Annotated in this window: 16 protein-coding genes and 1 riboswitch; of the genes, 2 read left to right on the top strand and 14 right to left on the bottom strand. The window is 41.7% G+C overall.

Translation table 11 applies throughout. The annotated features are described in order from the left end of the window. Positions 1–73 precede the first annotated feature (73 nt). Positions 74–1,942: a serine hydrolase domain-containing protein gene (locus DHX103_RS11420; RefSeq protein WP_422122406.1), complete on the bottom strand. Its 1,869-nt coding sequence runs from the start codon at positions 1,940–1,942 to the stop codon at positions 74–76. 308 nt (positions 1,943–2,250) lie between these two features. On the opposite strand from DHX103_RS11420, the gene DHX103_RS11415 reads away from it, so the two are divergent. Both DHX103_RS11415 and DHX103_RS11410 read left to right on the top strand, forming a co-directional pair. Further along, a complete protein-coding gene (locus DHX103_RS11415; protein WP_422122405.1) occupies positions 2,251–2,694 on the top strand; it encodes a hypothetical protein in 444 nt (147 codons plus the stop codon). A gap of 101 nt (positions 2,695–2,795) precedes the next feature. Then, a riboswitch (SAM riboswitch) is annotated at positions 2,796–2,900 on the top strand. Positions 2,901–3,044: 144 nt separating this feature from the next. Further along, positions 3,045–4,172, top strand: coding sequence for a 5-methyltetrahydropteroyltriglutamate--homocysteine S-methyltransferase (locus DHX103_RS11410; RefSeq protein ID WP_422122404.1), 1,128 nt, complete (start codon positions 3,045–3,047; stop codon positions 4,170–4,172). Positions 4,173–4,446: 274 nt separating this feature from the next. On the opposite strand, the gene DHX103_RS11405 is transcribed toward DHX103_RS11410, so the two are convergent. The 13 genes from DHX103_RS11405 to DHX103_RS11345 form a co-directional block, all read right to left on the bottom strand. Continuing rightward, positions 4,447–5,661, bottom strand: a complete 1,215-nt coding sequence (locus DHX103_RS11405) for an NAD(P)-dependent malic enzyme (RefSeq protein ID WP_422122403.1) — start codon at positions 5,659–5,661, stop codon at positions 4,447–4,449. A gap of 198 nt (positions 5,662–5,859) precedes the next feature. Next, positions 5,860–6,306, bottom strand: a complete 447-nt coding sequence (locus DHX103_RS11400) for a hypothetical protein (protein ID WP_422122402.1) — start codon at positions 6,304–6,306, stop codon at positions 5,860–5,862. Positions 6,307–6,370: 64 nt separating this feature from the next. Beyond that, the gene (locus DHX103_RS11395; RefSeq protein WP_422122401.1) at positions 6,371–6,754 is read right to left on the bottom strand and encodes a hypothetical protein; all 384 of its coding nucleotides are present in this window, start codon (positions 6,752–6,754) and stop codon (positions 6,371–6,373) included. Beyond that, entirely contained in the window at positions 6,735–8,531 is a 1,797-nt protein-coding gene (locus DHX103_RS11390; protein WP_422122400.1) for a dynamin family protein, read from the bottom strand. The genes DHX103_RS11395 and DHX103_RS11390 overlap by 20 nt, the downstream gene beginning before the upstream one ends. Further along, a complete protein-coding gene (locus DHX103_RS11385; RefSeq protein WP_422122399.1) occupies positions 8,528–10,483 on the bottom strand; it encodes a dynamin family protein in 1,956 nt (651 codons plus the stop codon). The genes DHX103_RS11390 and DHX103_RS11385 overlap by 4 nt, the downstream gene beginning before the upstream one ends. 17 nt (positions 10,484–10,500) lie before the next feature. Further along, positions 10,501–13,410, bottom strand: a complete 2,910-nt coding sequence (locus DHX103_RS11380) for a TcaA NTF2-like domain-containing protein (RefSeq protein ID WP_422122398.1) — start codon at positions 13,408–13,410, stop codon at positions 10,501–10,503. Positions 13,411–13,441: 31 nt separating this feature from the next. Continuing rightward, the gene (locus tag DHX103_RS11375) at positions 13,442–15,337 is read right to left on the bottom strand and encodes a dynamin family protein (protein ID WP_422122397.1); all 1,896 of its coding nucleotides are present in this window, start codon (positions 15,335–15,337) and stop codon (positions 13,442–13,444) included. An 859-nt stretch (positions 15,338–16,196) separates the two neighbouring features. Further along, positions 16,197–16,541: a hypothetical protein gene (locus DHX103_RS11370; protein WP_422122396.1), complete on the bottom strand. Its 345-nt coding sequence runs from the start codon at positions 16,539–16,541 to the stop codon at positions 16,197–16,199. A 64-nt stretch (positions 16,542–16,605) separates the two neighbouring features. Further along, on the bottom strand, positions 16,606–16,815 hold the full coding sequence (locus DHX103_RS11365; protein ID WP_422122395.1) for a hypothetical protein: 210 nt from the start codon (positions 16,813–16,815) through the stop codon (positions 16,606–16,608). A 31-nt stretch (positions 16,816–16,846) separates the two neighbouring features. After that, entirely contained in the window at positions 16,847–18,097 is a 1,251-nt protein-coding gene (locus DHX103_RS11360) for a S41 family peptidase (protein WP_422122394.1), read from the bottom strand. A 620-nt stretch (positions 18,098–18,717) separates the two neighbouring features. Then, positions 18,718–19,560: an aldo/keto reductase gene (locus DHX103_RS11355; protein ID WP_422122393.1), complete on the bottom strand. Its 843-nt coding sequence runs from the start codon at positions 19,558–19,560 to the stop codon at positions 18,718–18,720. Between the two features lie 366 nt (positions 19,561–19,926). Next, on the bottom strand, positions 19,927–20,736 hold the full coding sequence (locus tag DHX103_RS11350; RefSeq protein ID WP_422122392.1) for a tryptophan-rich sensory protein: 810 nt from the start codon (positions 20,734–20,736) through the stop codon (positions 19,927–19,929). A gap of 240 nt (positions 20,737–20,976) precedes the next feature. Next, positions 20,977–21,711, bottom strand: coding sequence for a plasmid pRiA4b ORF-3 family protein (locus tag DHX103_RS11345; RefSeq protein ID WP_422122391.1), 735 nt, complete (start codon positions 21,709–21,711; stop codon positions 20,977–20,979). Between the last annotated feature and the right edge of the window lie 42 nt (positions 21,712–21,753).

Genomic DNA, 21,753 nt, shown 5'->3' with positions numbered 1-21,753 from the left:
AGGGGGCGAGCAGGTCACCATTCCTTTCCGGTGGTCGCTGCTAAAAACCGGGTACAGAGAAGCTTCTTCTTACTTAAGAATAAAACTCCCATATGATAAGCAATGCAATAAGAATAAACGTGTTTACTAATGAGATAAAATATAAAATCTTCTGCGGTTTTGTTAAAACCTCTTTTTTCCAATTCAGTCCAACCAAAATCGCAAAGGTCAGGCTGAGAATTGTTAACCCATAATTTAAAATGAGTTGGAATATCATTTCGGTGTATGCACGGTCATACCTAATCAGCATCCTTGCAGCAAGCACAACCACATTGATCAATAATGCAGCTGCCGATAAATTCAGCAAGTAATGCCATTTTGAAGGAGTGGATATTGGGCGTTTCTTTCTTTTATTCCACAGAAATCTGATAGATAAAACGATTGAAGAAATGAAGAAGTAAGCCGTAGAAATCAGGAATAAGACCAAATAGGTGATTAATAGCGGCATGCTCCTATCCGTCGGCAAAAAATCAGCAATAGAGGTGGAAATCTGTGTCACTTCGCCATTCTCCACATGAAAATACAGGGCATTAATGGGGATGAACAAGTTATTGTCATCACTCAATTTATAAACATAGGGACTTGTCTGAGTATATGTGGCCGGCATGCCTGCCATGCTGACTGTAATTTCGTCGGGATCGGTGGAACTGACAGTCATCGACGTCAAATAATAATATACATTTAAAAATCCACTGTGCATCCTGCGCGCAGTTATAAATGTACCTTCCACCTCTTGTGAATCCGGCAAATCATCCTCTATAACCGGCTCGGCCTCTCCCACTAATTCTTTTACCAACCCATAAGAAATATCCGATTCTCCAGCTTGGTTGGTTAACACAACAACAGCGAAATTTTCTTCCGGCACAACATGGAAGTTACTTGAAAAGGAAATGGTGTTTCCGCCATGAGTCACCCCCCTGAACTTCCCGTCATATTCCCAAAATCCATGGGCTATTCCCGGAACATCTTCATGGACAGAATAACTTGTCGAAAACATCTCACCCAGCGTATCGTCCCTTTCAAACAAAATGGAATTCCCGTTTTCTTCCGGCATAAGTGCCAGCGCGAATTGGGCTAAATCCTCCCCCGTGCCATTTACTGAACCGCTTGGATACATGGAAATATAAAACGACGTGGATTTCTCAAAATTTGACGGTTCTAAAAGGACGTATCCTTCTGCCTTATTTTGAATTACGGATTCTTTTTCTTCGATTGGTAGAAATGCCGTCGAATTTTGGATTCCAAGTTCCGAAAAAATGTTTTCCGAGACATATTCAAAGAATTCCTGCCCTGTTAGTTGTTCAATAATGTACGCTGCCAAAGATGTGGAATAATTTGAGTAGGCGACAACTTCGCCCGGCATATATACTTGTTCCGGTTCAGCAATTCTAAGCCCTTCTTCCAGGGGTTTCACGCGTTCTTCAGTGGAGTAGCCCAGATCAAAAATACGATCTTCGAAGCCGGCAGTATGGTTCATTAAATGCAGCATCGTGATGGGTTCATCGTATTTCAATTTCGTTAAGAATTCTTCCGGTAAATAGGTTTGTATGTCAGCATCCAAATCTATTTCGCCCCGTTCCACTAATTGCATGACGGCGGTCCATACAAATAATTTCGAGACGGAACCCCACTCAAAAACTGTATTTCCGGGATCAACAGGAGTTTCGTTTTCAATATCAGCCCAACCATAACCTTTTGACAAAACGATCTCATTGTCTTTTATGACCACAATACTGGCACCTGCTACTGTTTCACCAATATACTCATCAACATATTGATCAACAAAATCCTCCAAGTCCTCTATTGCGATGCCTGATGGTGTTGTGCCTTCCTCAGCCAATGATTTTTCGGGAATCAGAATAGACGAAACCATCAGCAAGATGATCAAAAAAAGCTTTTTCATATAGCTCCTCCTAAATAATCGATTTCATAAATCATCCTGGAAAGAGTAAAAACTGCTATGACATCTTATTTCGTGTAACTATCTGATCTATTTGAGTAAAGGATATCAACTGTGTTTCTTTCTGCTCATTACGTTAAGTATATAGTATCAGTAATAGAGATGGATTATGGACCAATTGCTTTTTTTCTATTATTATTTAATTTATATGATTCGAACCATCGATGTTCCAATTCCTGCTTGTGTGCCGTTCAAATTTAACTAGTCATTTACCGATGAAAAATAAACTATAAATGAGTGGAGTGATTTACATGGATGTAGGTACCGTCCATGCTTGGCAACCCGTAACAAACCTTGATAGCACTCGGGTCCAACTGATCGAATTTATCAAAGGCCAAGATAATTTGAGCATCCACCTTGCAGACTTGTCCGGCAACCATGTGAAAATTATTTATGACAGGAATGTAGTGAATTTAGGGGACTGGGTATGGGCAGCGCGCCATACGCCCGAAGCGCCAAGCAGCCATTTAAGTGCTCCTTGTATGGAGTCCATTAAGCAAAACCCGAATTTGGACAGAAACGCATACTGTTTTTACAAACTGACCGATTCTGAATTTATGTCCTGGTTCGACCAGCTATCCTTTTTTGAACTTAAAGACTTCCCGGAGGTTGAACATCATCTCTATTATTTAATGGATGATGTCGTTGAAATTCTTTCCGATTACGAGCCAAAATTTATAACCTGGAAAGAATGAAGTACGGGGTGTTAGACACATCGATAAAATTTCTTTTTTAATTTTCTTGCATTTATCAGAATCTTCCCTTATTGTTAACAACAACTAATTTAATAATCTATTTCTTATCAAGAGAGACGGAGGGATTTGGCCCTGTGATGTCTCAGCAACCAGCCTGCAAAGGCAAAGGTGCTAATTCCAATAGGCGCGAGCCTAGAAGATAAGAAGAATGCATTTCCTTTTGAGGGGCTTTCTTCTTTGTTGAAGAAAGCCCCTTTTCTATTTGGAAAGGAGCTCTGGAAAAGCAAACTCAACAACGCGAACTAAAACGCATTCCAAATAAAAACTAAAAACAGAAAGCAGGAATTCACATGACAAATCCAATTACTGAAACAACAAAAACAGCGGTAAAAGCACCATTCAAAGCAGATCACGTCGGCAGCTTGCTCCGTCCGGACAGCATACATCAGGCACGAAAAGAGTTTAAGGAAGGCACGATTACCGCAGGACAATTGCGCGACATCGAAACGACGGAAATCAAACGCATCGTCGACAAGCAAATCGAAGTCGGCCTGAAAGCGGTGACGGACGGCGAATTCCGCCGCACATTCTGGCACACCGACTTCATGGCGCACATCAACGGCTTTGAAGGCTATACACCGGAAAAGGGTTATCAATTTAAAAACGTCGAGACCGAAGCCTATGACGTACGCAACATCGGCAAAATTTCATTCAATGAAAAACATCCCTTCATCCAGGATTTTATTGAATTCAAGGAAATAGTCGGCGGCCGCGCCGTTCCGAAACTGACGATTCCGAGCCCGAACCAATTCTTCAACCAGGGCATCCGCGACGAGAGCATTTACCCAGACATTGAAGACTATGCGAAAGATGTCATCCAGGTTTATCGCGACGCTTTCCAGACTTTCTATGACGCTGGCGTCCGCTACCTGCAAATCGATGACGTCTATATCGCCGGCCTATCAGCACCGGGCATTCCGTTCAACGACGGCAAGTATAATAGAGAGTATTTGATCGACTTGGCGCTGCGCGTCGCTAATGGCGTACTTGTTGGGAAGCCGGAAGATCTTACGGTCACAACGCATCTCTGCCGCGGCAATTATCAGTCCGACTGGGCGTTCGAAGGCAGCTACGCGCTGATCGCGCCGACCCTGTTCGCCAAAGAAAGGGTCGACGGCTTCTTCCTCGAATATGACGACGACCGCTCCGGCAGCTTCCAGCCGCTCGAGCACATTCCAGCGGGCGGCCCGCGTGTCGTTTTGGGAGTCTTCACTTCGAAAAACGGAGAGCTTGAAGATAAAGATGCTATTAAGGCGCGCGTCGCGGAAGCCGCGCAATATGTGCCGCTCGAACAGCTCTGCATCAGCCCTCAATGCGGTTTCGCGTCAACGCATCATGGCAATAAACTTACCGAACAGCAGCAATGGGATAAGTTGAAGTATATTGTGGAGGTTTCTGAAGAGATATTTGGAGAGTGAATAGGGAAAGGCAAGCGCTGAGAGAGATGCGCTTGCCTTTTTTGATGGGTATGAAGTTTTATCGTCGATTTTTGGAGTTTTATCGTCGATTTTTCTTAGTTTATCGTCGATTTTTTCCCATTTATCGTCGATTCTCAATTTATCAGCGATTTTTGAGTTTTTATCAGCGGTTTTCTTTAGTTTATCAGCGATTTTTTCCTGTTTATCAGCGATTTTTAAAGCTTTATCAGCGATTCCTCTATTTCAGCTCACAAACACCGCCACGCTCTTCCCTCTATTTCTCCGCAAGCACTTCCACCTTCTCACCAACCACCTTCCTCGCCACACCCGTCTCAACAGCTGCCCGGGCGACGGCTGCAGCTACGGCTTGGGCAACGCGCGGATCGAAAGGTGCTGGGATAACGTAATCATTATGAAGTTCCTCTTCTTCCAGCAACCCGGCAATCGCTCCAACGGCGGCAATTTTCATGGCTTCATTGATATCGCTCGCCCGCACGTCGAGTGCGCCGCGGAATATCCCCGGAAACGCGAGAACGTTATTGACCTGATTCGGGAAATCCGAACGGCCGGTGCCGACAATGCGCGCGCCGGCTTCTTTCGCCAGATGCGGCAGAATCTCGGGATTCGGATTGGCCATGGCGAAGATAATCGGCTCGGTGTTCATGGAACGGATCATGTCCTGCGTCAATGCGCCTTCAGCCGAGACGCCGATAAAGACATCTGCTCCCCGGATCACATCTGCCAGTTTACCCTCTTCTTTATTAAAATTAGTCATTCCCGCAACCTGCACTTTATACGGATTCATGCCATTCGGGCGCCCTTCATAGATCGCCCCTTTGGTATCGCACATGATGACGTTCGAAAAGCCGAAGCCACACAGCAGCTTCACCACCGCAATTCCGGCGGCACCTGCTCCGTTGACAACCACTTTCGTTTCTTCCACGGCGCGGCCGGTCAGTTTCATGGCATTGATCAAACCTGCCAGCGTCACAATCGCCGTACCATGCTGGTCATCATGAAACACCGGAATGTCCATTTCCTGCCGCAAACGTTCTTCGATAATAAAACACTCGGGCGCTTTTATATCCTCCAGGTTGACCCCACCGAAAGCCGGTTCCAGCAATTTCACTGTCCGAATAATTTCCTCCGGATCTTCAGTTTTCAAAGCGATGGGAAACGCGTCCACACCTGCAAAATTCTTCAAGAGCACTGCTTTTCCTTCCATGACCGGCATCGAAGCATCCGGTCCGATATTGCCAAGGCCGAGCACCGCCGTGCCATTCGTCAGTACAGCGACGGTATTGCCTTTCATCGTATAGTCATATGCTGTCGTTTTGTCCCGCTCAATTTCTTTGCACGGTTCCGCGACTCCGGGAGAGTATGCCAAACTCAAATCATACTCATTTCTCACAGCGACTTTTGAAACAATCTCCAGTTTCCCCTGATGTTCCCGGTGCATCCGCAGCGCTTCCTGTTTCAGTTTCGTCATCGCTTCCACTCCCTCTGTCATAATTGTTCATTATAAAGAAATTGAGGGAGAATAGAAGGGTTTAGGCTTAAATTAAAGAATATTCAGACTTTTGACTGAGGTGAAAGAAAAACCCGGCAATATACCGAGTATAAAATTTATTCCGCTTTAGATGTCAGTGAGATTATTTTCACTTCCCAAGGACAGGTTCTCTAAAAATCATAAAGACAATTTAATATTTATTGCACCTTTGACCATTTCATATGATTTGATATTACCTACAGGAGTTTTTTCTACAACATCCCACGCATTAAAATCCATCTTGATCGTTCGATTCGTATATTCTGCAAATGGTGGTTTGTTAAAAATTTTGCTGCTAATGAAATTTATATCAAAAGGCTTCATATCTATTAATTCAAACTGAATTGTTCTTTTATCCAAATGAATTGGCTTTAATGTAATCCTGAATGGCATGTTTTTCTTGAACATCATTTTTTTTACTTCTGTAGTTCCATGAAGAACTATATACTCTGGTGTTATTTCTACTTTAACCTCTCGATTACCCAATTTCATCTCAATTAATTGTTCTATCATCGAAGAAGAAATTGAGATGTTCAAACCATTCGTAGATATATTTATTAGTTTTTCCTTAAATTTGTTCAACATGCTTTTCATCTCAATTCGAATTTTTTAATATGCATATTTATAAATATCTTCATTATTTCCTATTCTACTTTAAGTTATTAAATGGATCGCCATCTGGATTAGAACGAATATATCCTCCGCCTTGATCAGCGGTCCGGTTAACACTTGTGTTGCCATCTCCGTCCCTGTAATAACCCTCCACTAAAGTGCCATCTGCACGGATGTATGGTTCTACGTAATGGGGCTCGACAAAGTGGTTATTTCCCATTTCAAGATTTAATGGTTCAAACTGAAATAAATGAGAATGTTTCAACGGATCGTTGAAGGAAAAGACATCTTGTACTCCTGAAAACGTGGTTGGCTGAATGATTTCTGTCTCCAAAGAGTTGTCGGTTGTCATGAGGTCCGTGTTCCCGCTGAAGCTATTGTCTATATTTAATCCATTTGAGTTATGATCCCAATTGTTCATGAAGTAATCTGCTCCCTTCCTGTTCTTTCATCCATTGCTTCAGTTCAGTCCGTTTCTTACTTTGGTCGTTCAAGCTTCCAGTTTTCGTCTGATGGTGTGAAACTTCATTTTGCAAAATTGCTTCATAGGAATAAAGAAGCCGCTTAAATTCTTCGATTGAACCCTCACAGATTTGATTAATAGACTGGTTAATGTACATTTTTAATTGATCTTCCAAATCTTGTATCATTAAAGTTAATTTCTGGCGGACAGTCCGAGAGAGTTCAGGTTTAATTTTGTTTAATTGGTATTCAGCAAACTTTTGTGAAAAGAAAGGTAAACCTGCCATACCAATAATAGGCAGAAGAATTGGCGCACCGACCAGCACAACCAAGGTGCCAGCTCCACCAAGCATGAGACCTGCTTTCACATGAGCATTCCCGCTTTTTGTTTCAAAAATAGGAATCGTTGACAGATGATTAAAAGAATCCGTTCGTTGGCTCTGGAATTTTACACTTTGATTGAACGACCGTGCTAATCCCTGGGATACTTCTTTCTCCAGCTTCAGTAATAATTGTTGGATGGCATCTTCGTTCTGATCAAGCCACTGATTCACCTGCGAGCGAATGGCGGTTGGCAGCTGAACTTCAACTAAATTTTTTACATCTGCTCCCTGAAATGTTTCAATTCTGTTCTCCATATCATTTTTAAGCCGATTTCCGAAATGATGCACCGATTTCCCCACCATATAATTAATCTCAGCTTCGCGGTCGTAAAGGTAATTCTGTATTTGCAACTCCTGTTCGGATAACTTTTGGAACCATTCCTTGACCACCAATATCTGATTTTCCTGTTCTTCCCGTGTTTGTTGAGAAGCGAACTCAGCAGTTTTGATTTCCTGATGGATCACTTCATTAATATTCGCGAGGCGCATATTAAAGTGAGCATTTTTTTCTTGGGATCTGGAACCGGAACTGATGCGGTTCTTGATTTCATTTTCCAGTTCAACAATGCCAGAATAACCAACCAATTCTTCATCATTTTGCAGCCTTCCATCCAATGCCTCTTTTGCTGAAATGGGGAATAACGAATTTACTCTTTCTCCTGTAATGTGTTCCAGCCGACGTTCAACAAACTCAATCAGTTCTTCCTGTTCATCCTCATCAATGATGTCAATAAAATTCGCTGCATAGATAACACGATCCATTCCATTTTTCATCAGCCGTTCTTTGATAAATTTCTCTTCTGATTTTTTTATTGGAGAAGTCAATGAGCACATGAAAATTACTACATCCGCTCTCGGGAGGAATTGATGGGTCACCTCTGCACGCTGTTCACTTAAATCATTGACTCCGGGCGTATCAATCAATACTACCCGGTTCTCAAGCAATGGAGAAGCAACATCCAAGTTGATCAGTTTTACTTCGTTGACATCAAAATCCTCTGAAGCTGTATATGACTTCAATGCTTCCAATGAGTCATGAATTTCCTCAGAACCGTCAACTTTCACCACACGCACTTGTTGGACTTCACCGTGTTGGACAATATTGATGGTCGCAGTTGTGGGTGTGACTCCTGTCGGCATGATGTCCTGTCGTAAAAGCGCGTTGACAAATGTGGATTTCCCATGTTTGAATTCACCTACTACCATTATGGAGTATTGGTCAGCTGTAATATCTTCCTCCAATTCTTTAAGCGGTTTCAGTTGAGAACTGTTTGGAATTGCTGCAGTAAGCAGTTCTTCTGTCCGCAAAACACGTTCGTGTAGTTGTTCTTTCTCTTCCTGGCTATTTATCAAAACGCACCAACTTTCCCGGCAGCCTGCTGTTGAACTTTTCTTGCGAGCTGTTGTAGATTTGTTTGGATACTATCCAATTCTTGCTCCTGCAAGACGAGCACAGACAGTCTCCGATCAATTTCTTTCCCTTCAAGTTCCGTCGATTTCACCAGTTGTTTTAACTGTCCGTCAACCTGTTTCAGCTGTTTCTCAACAATATCTTTAAATTGCCCTTCGACAGAGTTGCTCATGGCTTTATATTCCGCTTCAATAATTTTCATCTTATTTTTATTACTGTTATCGTAATGATTTTGGAGTTCTATTTTGAATTTTGCTTTTTCGTCATTTCGCTTGAATTTCGACCAGGTCCAACTGATGGATTTAGTGATGCCATATGCTACAGCATTTCCGACAATTCCCACACCTGCACCGGCCTTCATCCAAAATCCACTGGGATTATGCCAAGTCTCTTCCAAACTATCATGGATCGAATCAAAGTAATCATCGATTACATAATCCGGTTGATGATTGCGGTATAAAGAAGGAACCAGGGAACCCACGCTTTGTGGTGCAGTCATGTTCGTCACTTCGAGTTCCATGCTTGCCAGCTCGGCATTCATTTCTTTTGACGCTGAAGTGATCACCCGCTTTGCTGTGGCTTTCATCCTTTCTTTTTTAGCTTCAAAAATATTCCGTTCCATACTGCCAACTGCGGCATCTACTTTTTGGCTTATTTCTGCCAAATCGGAACGCCGATTTTCTTCAAAAGTACTAAGTGCTTTATTTGTGATTTTTTCAAGTTCCCACCCATACCATTGCAACAGTTCTTTTTCTTCAAATTTCAAATTCTTAACTAATTCTTTGCGCGCTTTCTTACCGTTCTCACTTGCTACTTTCACTTTAGGACGGAAGGTCGCCACCTTTTCCTTTAAGCCTTTGGTCCTCGAATTAAGGGCATTGCGTTCAAAGTCAATCTGATTTTTCTTAACTTCCTTAATACTTCCCACAGTCCGCTTCAAAGGTTTAAGCAGTTTGATACTGCCGCGTTCATACTGGAGAAAATCAGCCAAGCTCATCTCCAGCTCTGGAAACCCGGTGTCCTCAAAATTCCACACCTCAACCGGACGCCTCCGTTTCGTGGCCATTTCTTCCCCTTTTTGCTTGCGCCTTGCATTCAAGGCATGCTTGGCTGAAACCATAAAAATTTTCGGTTGATCGAGAATTTCCTTCAAATGTTCATAGGCAAACTCCAGTACCTTTCTTTCTTCCTCTTTTGATCCCAGTTGGTCTTTGAAATTCACGACAATGAAGACTTTCTGGATATCGTTGGCCAGGAGGCGATCCCTTAATAAGCTCATCTCTGATTCTGACAAAATCTTCAAAGCACTGAGCAGTAGTATTGCTGCATCGGAACGGGGAATAATTGTATTGGTAATTTCTTCCCGTATCGGATCCAGGTCATTTGTGCCCGGTGTATCAATTACTTCCACACCATTCGCACAAAGCGGCAGGTTTCGACCTATTTCTGCATACTTAATCTTTTTCATATAATCTACAATTTCTTCATATTCTTTTTCGGATGCCTCATCACCTGCTATGGGATCCATTGGTGCCACCAGTTTTTTAAATTCTTCTTCAGTGATCATATCCGGTGCTTTCATGCCATTGTGATAATACAACTTAATGAAAGGATAAGGACTATAGACAATTTTATTCAAAATCGTTGTAGTTGGCTTAGCAGATGAAGGCAATATCTGTTGACCCAACAACGCATTGATAAACGTCGATTTCCCTCTTGAAAACTCTCCGACCACAGCCAATTGAAAGTTATCATTCAGAATATCTGATTCATACTGATTAACTTTCTGCAGCTCATCTTCTAGCACCATTTCCTGGAGCGCACGTTTGTATCGGTTTATTTCATCGATCAATAATGAGCGGTTTTCCTGGTACTCATTCAATTCGATTCCCATTGCAAATCCCCTTTTGTTCATATTTCTGTTTCAGATAGAATCTCCAAGTTGAGCAGTTCCTCTATTTTTAGCTCTCCCTCTTCGGTCACCTGTAATAAATATTCGGCTTTTACTTCCTTTCGGTCACCTGTCCCATCCTCATAAAGGTACTCATCTTCCACATAAAGTGTAGTCACATAATGGGATGAATCATAGACCTCAACCGATTCAATCCAAACCCCGTGGTTTTTCATCCACATACTTTTCTCTATCGCGTTCGATATATACGCCTCTGTCTGTGCATATTCAGGTCCATCTTCCGCAAAGTAGACGGCTATTGCTTCAAAACCGACTCCATTGAATGCCGACTCCAAATCCATATAGAAATTTTCCATCATATGAACTACATCCGTTTCCGTAGCCAGACCAATTGTTCCTCCATCAATCTCAGCCTCTTCTGCAACTTCCTCTGCTTCCAAGTAATCGACAAGTTCCGATGATTGCTCCAATGTGAGAATATCTCGGATCAAAAACTGATAATCCGCTATAGTATCCACCAGATATTCTTTTGTACGTTCGTTATAGGAAGCTTCCTCAGCGCTTGCGATTGTATAAGTTTCATCGGTGATAACACTGAAAAGGTTCACACCGACCTCTTCAATCGATAAGACCTCAATCGAATGGAAGTCATAATAAAGCCCCTTTCCTTCAAGCGATTCGATATAGCCAGCCAATTCGGAGTAAATACTCGTCTTCTGGCTTATGTACTTCGGCAGTTCTGTTACATTGGCGTGATTTAAATCTTCCAAGTAAGCTGCGCGAAAGTTTTGCATGAACGAAACAATCGTGGCTTCATCTGCTCTAAAAATCGGCATGTCGATTTGTGAATCTGCTTCGCCTGAAGGCAAGGTTTCCGCTTCGACATTTCCCAGTTCATAATCATCTTCAAATTCATCTATCTGTGACTCGGTTGTCGGTGCTTCAAAGTTATCAAATGTTCCTTCCCAAGTATTTACTGCTCTATCCCAACTCGACTCCCAGTCGATAGAAGAAAGTGATGGATATGAAAGAATTAGCATAGCTAAAGCGGCCGCAGCGAATCTCCATCTTATCAAGGACCTGCGAGTATCCAGGATTTCTCTAGTATTCTGCTTTTGGGTAACCGGCAATTCCGAATAATCCATTGGCTTAAAGGCCGCTTCATCCACTGCTTTGAATGGGATCGGACTCAAGTCCGGTTTTTGTTCGACAAATGAGCTGAAAATTGAAAGCTGACCAGCCAACTCAGCATAATCCATTTCTGCGTATACCTTTTCCGTATCTTCAACGATTCCCATCGCCATTTTATAGCTGCTCAATTGCGAAACCATCAGCCGCTTTGCTTTCAATAACGAGGGGACTTTCCCCAGAAATTCATTATGATTTTTCAAGTGACGCTGAAAATCCTCAACGTTTTTATTTTGAATAGAACCATATACTTCATCCATGTCTGCCCGTATTTCCCGCAGATCAATAATTGCTTCTTTATAGGCTTCCCGATCTACTTCAAGGTTCTTTTCCATTCTCTTCCTTGCTTTGAGATTAAACTTTCCAACTGCTTGCTTCAGTTCATGGGAATCCTGATTAAGGTTATTGACCCGATTGTTCCAATCTCTTATTTCCTTATTCAGCACGGCTTCCTGATCAGAGAATTTAAGTTTCTTGCTTAACTTGAACATCGAAAATTTAATGTTAATCCATTTGTCGTCCAGTTCTTTCCGCTCTCGCATAAGGCGTGTGCGTTCTTGGAGAAGAGAAGCTTCCCTCCGGCGGTGTGAACTTATTTTAAACTTCAATGAGATGCTCCACTGGTCAGCCAAGTTGCTCGGGGAACCCAGCTTTTTAATTACTTGAGATGTAAAGTCTTTGTCCAGTCTTCTTTCTTCAATAAACTTCCGCCACGATTCCAGATATCCCACAAGTTTGCTCTCCAAGAGCCGGACTTTTTCCACTTGTTCCATGAAATCCGGAAAATGCCTGATTTGAAACGTCCACATTTTATCTGTATCTTCCAAAAAAGCAAAGGAGTTTTTCATCTCATGAAGATGATTCAAGTATTCAGCAAGTGGCTTTTGCAGCTTTCGATAAAAACCTTCCATTTTCCTCAAGTGAACGGGAGCGATTTCTTCAAACAATTCGTCAATTGCCTGGCTATTCCCCCATTCGAGCAATTGCAGATTCCCTTCCAGTTTCCCTTGCAGAATATCTCTTGCTGAAATTCCGTATAGCTTTTGAATAAGAGGTTGCATGCGCCTTTCATTGAATTTCAAAAATGAATCAATGTCTTCTTCTTCATCAAGAAGATCAATAGCGTTTACAACACCCAACACCGGCACTTCCAAATCCTGCATCCGTTGCAACCACACCATTTCTGAGGCCGTCCCAACACTCAGAGCATGAAATAGCCATATCCCCATTTCATTTCTTTCCATAAAGTCTTCAGTTACACGGGTATGATGTTCATGAAGCGCTGTCAGCCCCGGACTATCTATTATGGTATAAGTTTTCAGCATTTCCGAAGGAAGTTGATACTCTACAAATGACAATTGCCCTCGAATTTCTTCTCCGCTTCCGCTGCGCTCAGCCGTGAGCTGTTCGAGCCAATATGGATCAAACACAGCAGTTCTGCCATCTTGATAATGGGCAATGACTTTCTTCACTTCTCCGTATGTCAGCTTGGTGATCACTGCAGTCGCCGGGGTAATATCCGCCGTTAAATACTCCGCTCCCAACAAAGCATTGATAAACGTCGACTTACCGGCATTAAACTCTCCGCTTACCATCACCATTAAATTTTCCTGTAAGTCTTCCCCAGCCAGTTTCAACTTCTTTTCTAATGAATGGAGTTCTTCGCGTTGTGCGATTTCCCCCCACTCTTCCAGGCCTGTTAAGAGTTTTTCCTTTTCCATAACACACCTCCCATCAAACAATATTATTTTATTAGAATATAGTCATCAGCAGGGCAACCCCTGCAGCCACCACACCAGGGTCTTTTATCAATTGAGGACTCAATTTGACGAATTCTTCCTTTAAATCCAGAGAAGCTGACAGTAGCTGAACCTTTTGCAGGGAAAATGTCTTCTCATTTTTTAGCACCCTTATTGTAAATTGTTCTATTGGTTCTTTTAATGTTTCCATTTGAACAATTCTATCCAAGAGATGGGTGCGGTTTTCCTCTTTATATAAATTACTTAATTCATGTAAAATCTCTTCAACGTTTCCAACAGCATGCGGTCCCTTCTGCTTTTCAAGGGCTAAGTGAATATATGGCAGCACTTTCCTTTGGAAACTTTTGATTTCTCCCACATATTCTTCCATATTTAAAAGACCATCAATTTCCCATTCCCCCACAGCCTGTTTAATCGGCAACAATTGCTTGTGCCAGTTAAGGGTTACTTGCTTGATCCGCTCATTGATAGGAACTAGTTCATTTTTCACTTCCTGCTCAATAACTTTTGTAAATCGATGTATTGATTTCTCCACTTCTTTTTGGTCCATATTCAAAAAATCGAATTTACGATTCAGTGCATCGGCTTTGGAACGATATTCCTTGTCAGCCTTCACATATTTATATGCCTGCATAAATTTGAAATAGACTTCATCGATGTGGCTATAATGTTCTTCTGCGGCCAGTTTTTTTAAGTTAATCAGTTTTCGTTCCAGCTGGAGTTCCTCGAATCGCTCCAAATAACTTCTCAATTGGGGCATCACCATTGCATCCCATTCTGCTCTTAATGTTGCCGTATTTTTAAATTGGGACATAAAAGGCTCAATATTCATCGGTTCAAACATATTGTTCTTGAGAAATATCTGCCAATCATTAATCAGCTTTTGCTTATCCTGATATTCAGCTTTCAAATCTTCCGATGCCTTCATAGTCAGTGAGTCTATCTCTTCAAAAACCATGACGAGCTTCTCACGCTTTTTCAAAAATTTTTTATTTTCTTGCTCCTTCACTAAGAGGCTTTGAAAATCGTGAAGCGGCTTTTCGATTTGATTATAAAATGCTGATAAGTAATGGTTATCGAATCCTGTAAACAATGTGTCAATCACTTTCAGATTACCCCACTCCAAAAGTTGCTGATCTCCTTTTAACTTTCCTTCCAGAATATCTTTGGATGAAATTCCAGACAATTGTGTTACCAATGGTGACAATCTTCGCAAGTTATATTCATAGAAGGCATCCAGGTCTTCATCTTCATCCAACCGGTCAATTCCATTTACTATTCCATACACAGGGATACTACCATCAGATAATTTCTGCAGCCAAGGAATCTCGGAAGCTGTACCGACATTTAAACTATTGAACAGCCATATAGCAACATCCGCTTCTTCTAAAAAACTGTCCGTCACATCTGAATGCTTTTGAAAAAGTGAGGTTAGCCCCGGACTGTCTATTAATGTATAAAATTTCAATAAATCAAAAGGCAGCTGAATTTCGATGAAGTCAAGTTCCTTCCTAATCTTTTCCCCGTATTCATCACCTTCCGCTGTCACTTGCTGCAGCGAAAAATAACCATATTCCTGAACAGTCTGATTCTTGAAGTGCAATAGCAGCTTCTTTTCTTGCCCATATGTCAACTTGGTAATCATCGCCGTAGCCGGTGTTACATCACTTACTAATACTTCTTCTCCCAACAAGGCATTGATGAAAGTCGACTTTCCGGCATTAAACTCTCCAGAAATTAAAATCGTCTTTTTTTCCTTTAAATCAGACATTAAGCCACCCAGTTTTTTGAGTGTATTTATTTTGTCCTTTTCATTAATCAAGTAGCTTTGATTTAGAAACTCTATCCAATTCGCTACTCCTTGCAACGCCACTTCTCTTTTATCCATGTCATTTGCCTGCTTCCAAAGATTGATATATAAAATTATAAGGGAACCTAAACAAATAATATATATTTATTTTCAATATATTCCATAAAAGTAATCATAAATAACTTATAAAATTAAATAACTCAAAGGTATATATACTTATAAAATCCATTGGAAGCAACCTTAATAACCTGGCATCTCTTTCTTAAACTGCAAGTAAAAACATCTAGAGACCTTTTTATAAAGGATTCTGGATGTGTTGGCACGCATGTTTTCAACAAAAGAAGAAAACTCATCTCAGTCTTTTTCAAAGGTTTGACTGGGCACTTGTGTAATATAATCAGAAGTCTAACAACCGGAGTAAGTTGCATAAGGATCTTCCAGCAGCTCCTCCTTCAGACATGACTAGCACCCTTTTAGAAAAAAAATGCAAAAGCCGTATCCGAAAACCGGTAAGGTCTCTGGATACAGCTCTTATTGCAGAAATTTGTGGTTTATATTTTCTGTTCTCAGGGAGCTACAAAATTCCCAAACAGCTTGTATAGATGAATAAAATAGAAAGGGTTTCATTCGAGATATTGATAAATCGTGGCCAACTTTTTATAAAGTATAAAATGTAATGTCAAAATCGATTAGAATTATTTCTTTCCCAGGAAGCATTTTCAGTTTCTTCATCGCTTCCACTCCCTTTTCCATAATTGTTCATTATAAAGAAATTGGGGGAGATTAGAAGTGTTTTGGCTTAAATTAAAGAATATTCAGACTTTTGACCGAGGTGAAAGAAAAACCCGGCAATATACCGGGCATAAAATTTATTCCGATTCAACTTTCGAAAAGATGATTTTCACTTCACAGGGGGGATACAATTGAGGGAACATGATTATTTCTCACCATATTTTCCATCTTGCTTTGCAATTCGATATTTATCATTTTCTTCAACAGCAATCGCGACCTGACTGCTAACCCCTTCAATCTCATAATATTTTGTTCCTTCCTCATATTTATTAGAAAAATTCCCTGTATATGTGGCTTCCTGATCCGAGTAATGAGTGACTTGCCCTAACACATCTCCGACATCTTCAGTATACTCATCACTAACTATATAAATATATTCATCCAGAACAATAAAATTAGACGCCCAATCCGGTGATGAAGTGGATGTACATCCAACTAAAGTTAAAAGCAAAAATGATAGCATTCCCAAAAGAAATTTACTTATACGCATTAGCGGTACTCCCCTTCTATCTAATCATTTCGGTTTTAAAGGAGCGATACAACAAGCAAACATTTCACACCATTTCAAAATGTTTAAATGCAGCCAGAATATCTGCTTGCTTATTTTCCGGACATGGGTGTACCCGATGGTCAGCCGATATTCTTCTAGCTGAGATCCTCGGCTTCAACCCGTGAAGCTCTTTCATATGAGCAATCCAACATGATTTCGCCACATATCCATTTTCATTTTTAATATAGGTTTGAATATCTTTATAAGTTGCCATTATTTCTCCCCCTTTGATCTGTCAAACCCGTTTAGAATTTTTTCGAGACTATCGACTTACTTTCAATCTCTCCCAAAACATACTCCAAATCCACATCCTCTTCCAAATGCCGCGGTGTCCACGGAATATGTATATCCGGCTCTACCCCTGTTTCATTAGTGTAATAGTTTTCGTCCATCTTGGAAATGCTGTAACCAAATTCATAGTCGCCGTAATCCATCGTGACCACGTTACAGAAGTCCACGATTCCCATGGTTGGCCTTCCGATCACTTTGACTTTCGAAGATTTCTTAACGTTGCTGGCAAATGTATCTCCCGAACTCGCGCAAGTCACATCGGTTAAAACATACACATTTGGGGGAGCAGCTTGCCCCTGGATTGTATAATCCATTTCTTCCTGAACAGCTTGAAAACCACTTCCTTTATTCTTTGCAAATAACGCAATTTCTCCTTGAGCCCACTTTTCAGTCTCTGCATCGAGCTCCTGTTCAAGGTATCCTTTCAATTCGTTTATCCAAAGTCGGCAATTCCGCTCCGTGTAATTTGTGTACATGATTTCACCTTCTTGGAACAAACTTTTAAATGGTGTCGACCCTTCAAATACATAATCGAGAAGGGGAAAATAAAACAGATCGTTCCCTCCGTAATTTACACGGACGTCAATAATCAGGTTCGTGGAACGACTCAAATCTTCCCTATGCTTGTCCAGCAAATCTAACATCGGCTCCTCCTGCCCAAAGTCCGTGAGTTTCATATATACAGTATCAGGATTCAACTTTTCCAGAGTATAGACGGGCGTATAAGGAGTCCGTTCATACGTTGCCAATGTCAGATTAAACTTCACTCCATCTCGAAGAACAGTTAAGTCTTTCGCTTGGCGTAACGCGACGTTCCAAAATTGCCGATCAAGAACATTGTCTTCCAGGACTTTTGCATGGCGATTTCCGAAATCCTCAATCGTTAATCCATCCATTTCAAGAATTTCATCACCTTTTTGCAAGCGATTTTCTTCTGTCGCCTCCGTGACATATAATTCGTTTTGATGCCGTCGCACTCTAAATCCCAAGTTGGGAATAACGGCACCTTTTGCATTGAATGACAAATGGCCATCCTTAAAATCCAATAAATAGGATTGGACAGTTTCTATAAAATCGCGGTCTGCCATGTCATCTGTAATAAGATAATCCTCCGGTCGATTCATATCCTCTTTTTCTGAAGCCCCCGCATAATCCGTTTTCATAATTTGAATGATGTCGTTAAAGATTTCTGTTTTTGTAGGCATGTAAACACTCCAGTCATTAATTAAATAACATACTTTTATAAATTTCAGCCACTATGAGACTTCTTTCTTCCTATATATAAATTAGTGCAGCGAACCTCTTATTGCCTTCCAACCTTAGCGATTTTCTTCAAATAAAAAATTCCAATTACCGCAGCAATAATTCCTATCATACTTACTGCTGCATTTTTATAAGGCTCGTTATCCACCGTAATAGAGAACAGCAATAACCCTAAGCAGATAATTAATAACCCGATCACTGTATGTATAATTTTTATCGTAATCACTTCCTTACAAATGATCTAATGTATGCCAATTCATATGAATACTCTAGATGGACAACTGTTTTTGGTGCATGACTCGTAACACGCTTTTCATTGTAAGATTATTCTTTCTTTTCTATTTTAGCATTGACTAAGAGTTTCTGGTGGAAAATTTGGGTAAATATTACTTTCATAAAAAGCGTAATACTTTGGGTATTTCTATTACATCGGTACCTCATTCCTTCAAACCAAAAAAAGACGCGCCGAGTACAAACCCGGCGCGTCTAAAAGTACGATAATTAAATTTTATAGGATAGAACCCAACCAAGCTATTTACAAAACGGTCGCTAACTACCTATCCTAAAACTCCTCATGCGTAGCCGGATCCATATCAAACAACCTGCCATCCGGACGTGACAACCCTGCTATCGCAGTCATTTCCGCATCGCTCAAGGCGAAATCGAAAATAGCCAGGTTTTCCCGCTGCCGCTGTGGAGAAGTGGAACGCGGGATCGACACAGAGCCGATTTGGTATTGCCAGCGCAGTATCACTTGCGCAATTGTTTTATGGTGGCTCTCTGCAATCTTGCTTAAGGTTTCATTCTTCATAATGTCTGCTGCCTTGGCGATCGGGCTCCACGACTCCGTTTGGATATTGAGTTTCGCGTGGACGCTGCGCTGCTCTTCCTGATTAAAGAAGGGATGCAATTCAACCTGATTCACACTCGGCGTTACACCGGTCTCCCGAATAATGCGCTCCAGGTGCTCAGGCAGGAAGTTGCTGACACCGATCGACCGGACGAGTCCCCATTTCTTCGCATCGATCAGGGCTTGCCAGGCTTCCACGTATAAGTTTTCATTCGGCAGCGGCCAGTGGATCAAATACAGATCCAGATAATCCAGATTTGAACGGTACAGCGATTCCTGAATTGCCACCATTGCTTTGTCGTAAGTATGATAACGGCCGGGCAGCTTAGAGGTCACCCACAGCTCTTCGCGGGAAACGCCGCTGCGCTTGATGCCTTCCCCGACGGCGCCTTCGTTTTCGTAATTATACGCCGTGTCGATTAGCCGGTAACCGGCATTGATTCCGCTTGCGACCGCGTTGGCCCCTGCGTTGCCCCAAAGTCCGTATGTACCGAGTCCGATAACCGGCAACTTGGTTCCGTCGTTCAACGTTACTTCCGGTATTGCCTTTTCCATCCACTTTCACTCCTTCCGATTTTACTTAAGATTACTCTTCCCTGATTGAAAACTCAAACAACTCTGCCGGTGAAGTCCGGGTTGCTGACTTTTGCAAATTAAATTTGATTGAAAATGAAAAAAGGCAAGCGCAGGAGTTTTGCGCTTGCCCCTGTAGCTTATGAAGTTTTATCGTCGGTTTTTCAGGGTTTATCGTCGATTTTATTCCATTTATCGTCGATTTTTGAAGGTTTATCGTCGATTCTCCATTTTATCAGCGATTTCTTGACGTTTATCAGCGATTTTTTCAGGTTTATCAGCGATTTCTAACCGTTTATCAGTGATTCTTCTATTCATGCCTTAATTTCCGCGGCAGACTTAAAATATCTAAACCCTGTGTCCCGGAAAAAGAGCATTCCCGTTTTTAATAAATGTCCATACTGCAGCAATCAGAAAAATCACGATGCCCGCCAACAGAATCCATTGAATAGCCGTGGACATGGAGGGATCGAGCTGTCCATCAGCATAAGCACTATAGATTCCAAAGAAAGCCCATGCGATAGGAATTGGAAAGGCAGCGTTCTTATACAGGGACAGGTAAAAGAGAACAAATGCTATGGCAATTCCCAATACGATCATGGTCCAGACGGAATCGGAAATCCCGAATCCATCCCATTCCAGTTGCACTAAAAACACTGAGATATTGACGATGGTCGCGATAAAGACCCATGAACCATATAAGGTAAAACTGAGTCCTGCAAGCGAAGAAGGAACCTCAAAACGATTTTTATAGATGCGTTCCACAATAATGAGCAACGAGAACAACATAGCCAAGATCAGCAGCGTGGAGACGCCCATCAGTTCATAAGAAAATGCAACGATCCATCCCATATTGAACACCGAGCTTGCGATGAATAAAGGAGAAATCAGCAATACCAACCGGCTGACATCCCTTTCTTTCCGTTTAATAAATAAGTAAATCAACGTAATCAGCAGCAAACTGTAAATGACTCCCCAAATGGAAAACGTAAAAGGTGCCGGCGAAATGAGCGTCATGTATTTGTCGGAGATATCTTTCTGGCTCATCCCATTAAAAAAACCTGAAGACCCGAGGTAATTTACGCCGAGCGTTAAAAAGTAGAAAACGAGATTTAAGATCGTGAAGATTTTTGTTTTTTTCAGCGTGCTTTCATCCATGATGAGTTCATCCTTTCGACAGAAATTTTCTTTTGTTCACGAACCTCTCTTAACTCCTTCCCCGGACCTCTTCCGCTTGTTCCATTCTATATAACTCTTGTTCAATATCTATTCCCGAATTGGCAATACGGCAAAACTGGTTCCTGCAAAATCCTGGCAAAGCCAAAAAACCGCCGAATGGAATAATGTCCACCGGCGGTTTTCAGTTTCAATATTTTCTTCGATTGGAGTTGATGTCCATCAACCCTTCCGATACTTATCCTCAATCACCCGGTGGTTTTCGTGATGGATCTTATCCCACTCCGTCTTCTTGTACATCCGGCTTTTCAGCATGCCGTTGATCCAAGCAGGATCATACTCTCTGAAATATTGGCTATCTGCCCATGCTTTTGTTTCTTTATGCTCCGGATGTTTTTTATTCCGATAAATTTTCAGGAACTCATAAAACCCTGGAATGCCGCCTACGTCTTCCGGCGGTGCCGTCTCTGCACCATCCAGCAGCGTCGGGAAACCGAAATAATAATCCTCGACGACTTCTTCCAGTTTGATGCGGAACTGCCAGCCGTCTCCAAAATCGTAGTTGTAGACGAGCTCGCCGTGCTTCTCCAGAAATTCATCAATTTTAATGCCAGTTGGCTTGCGCACGACTGCCTTCAGCCGCTCCTGATAAGCCTCTTCAAACCGCTTATGCTCCGGCTTCATATTCTTCAGTCTTTCCGCGAACTCTTTTTTATTCTTCTTATAATACTGATGTTCCTCGTAGGCTTCCTCGTCATTCGTCACCCAGATGCCCTCTTCGGCCAAATCAAATTCGAACAGATGATAGCCACCCAAAGGATAGCCGCTCTGAAAATTGCTGACCTGCTGCACAATATCGTGGAGCATATTGAACGTGGCTCCTGCCGGCATGATCACCTTGCGCCAAATCAGCGGATTGGAGTTTTCAAGTTCGATTCGAATAATGTATGATTTCACTTTTGCGCTCCCCCGCTTTCCATTTTGAAGGTTTTATACCGT

It is taken from the genome of Planococcus daihaiensis (assembly GCF_049262615.1).
Lineage (GTDB): Bacteria > Bacillota > Bacilli > Bacillales_A > Planococcaceae > Planococcus.
The sequence above is the reverse complement of the archived record's forward strand: the minus strand, read 5'-3'. Positions and strand labels throughout refer to the sequence as shown.

Bases quoted from the DNA above. Each gene is read 5' to 3' on its own strand.
- DHX103_RS11420 (WP_422122406.1), bottom strand. From the start codon at position 1,942: ATGAAAAAGCTTTTTTTGATCATCTTGCTGATGGTTTCGTCTATTCTG.
- DHX103_RS11415 (WP_422122405.1), top strand. From the start codon at position 2,251: ATGGATGTAGGTACCGTCCATGCTTGGCAACCCGTAACAAACCTTGAT.
- DHX103_RS11410 (WP_422122404.1), top strand. From the start codon at position 3,045: ATGACAAATCCAATTACTGAAACAACAAAAACAGCGGTAAAAGCACCA.
- DHX103_RS11405 (WP_422122403.1), bottom strand. From the start codon at position 5,661: ATGACGAAACTGAAACAGGAAGCGCTGCGGATGCACCGGGAACATCAG.
- DHX103_RS11400 (WP_422122402.1), bottom strand. From the start codon at position 6,306: ATGTTGAACAAATTTAAGGAAAAACTAATAAATATATCTACGAATGGT.
- DHX103_RS11395 (WP_422122401.1), bottom strand. From the start codon at position 6,754: ATGAACAATTGGGATCATAACTCAAATGGATTAAATATAGACAATAGC.
- DHX103_RS11385 (WP_422122399.1), bottom strand. From the start codon at position 10,483: ATGGGAATCGAATTGAATGAGTACCAGGAAAACCGCTCATTATTGATC.
- DHX103_RS11380 (WP_422122398.1), bottom strand. From the start codon at position 13,410: ATGGAAAAGGAAAAACTCTTAACAGGCCTGGAAGAGTGGGGGGAAATC.
- DHX103_RS11375 (WP_422122397.1), bottom strand. From the start codon at position 15,337: ATGGATAAAAGAGAAGTGGCGTTGCAAGGAGTAGCGAATTGGATAGAG.
- DHX103_RS11370 (WP_422122396.1), bottom strand. From the start codon at position 16,541: ATGCGTATAAGTAAATTTCTTTTGGGAATGCTATCATTTTTGCTTTTA.
- DHX103_RS11365 (WP_422122395.1), bottom strand. From the start codon at position 16,815: ATGGCAACTTATAAAGATATTCAAACCTATATTAAAAATGAAAATGGA.
- DHX103_RS11360 (WP_422122394.1), bottom strand. From the start codon at position 18,097: ATGCCTACAAAAACAGAAATCTTTAACGACATCATTCAAATTATGAAA.
- DHX103_RS11355 (WP_422122393.1), bottom strand. From the start codon at position 19,560: ATGGAAAAGGCAATACCGGAAGTAACGTTGAACGACGGAACCAAGTTG.
- DHX103_RS11350 (WP_422122392.1), bottom strand. From the start codon at position 20,736: ATGGATGAAAGCACGCTGAAAAAAACAAAAATCTTCACGATCTTAAAT.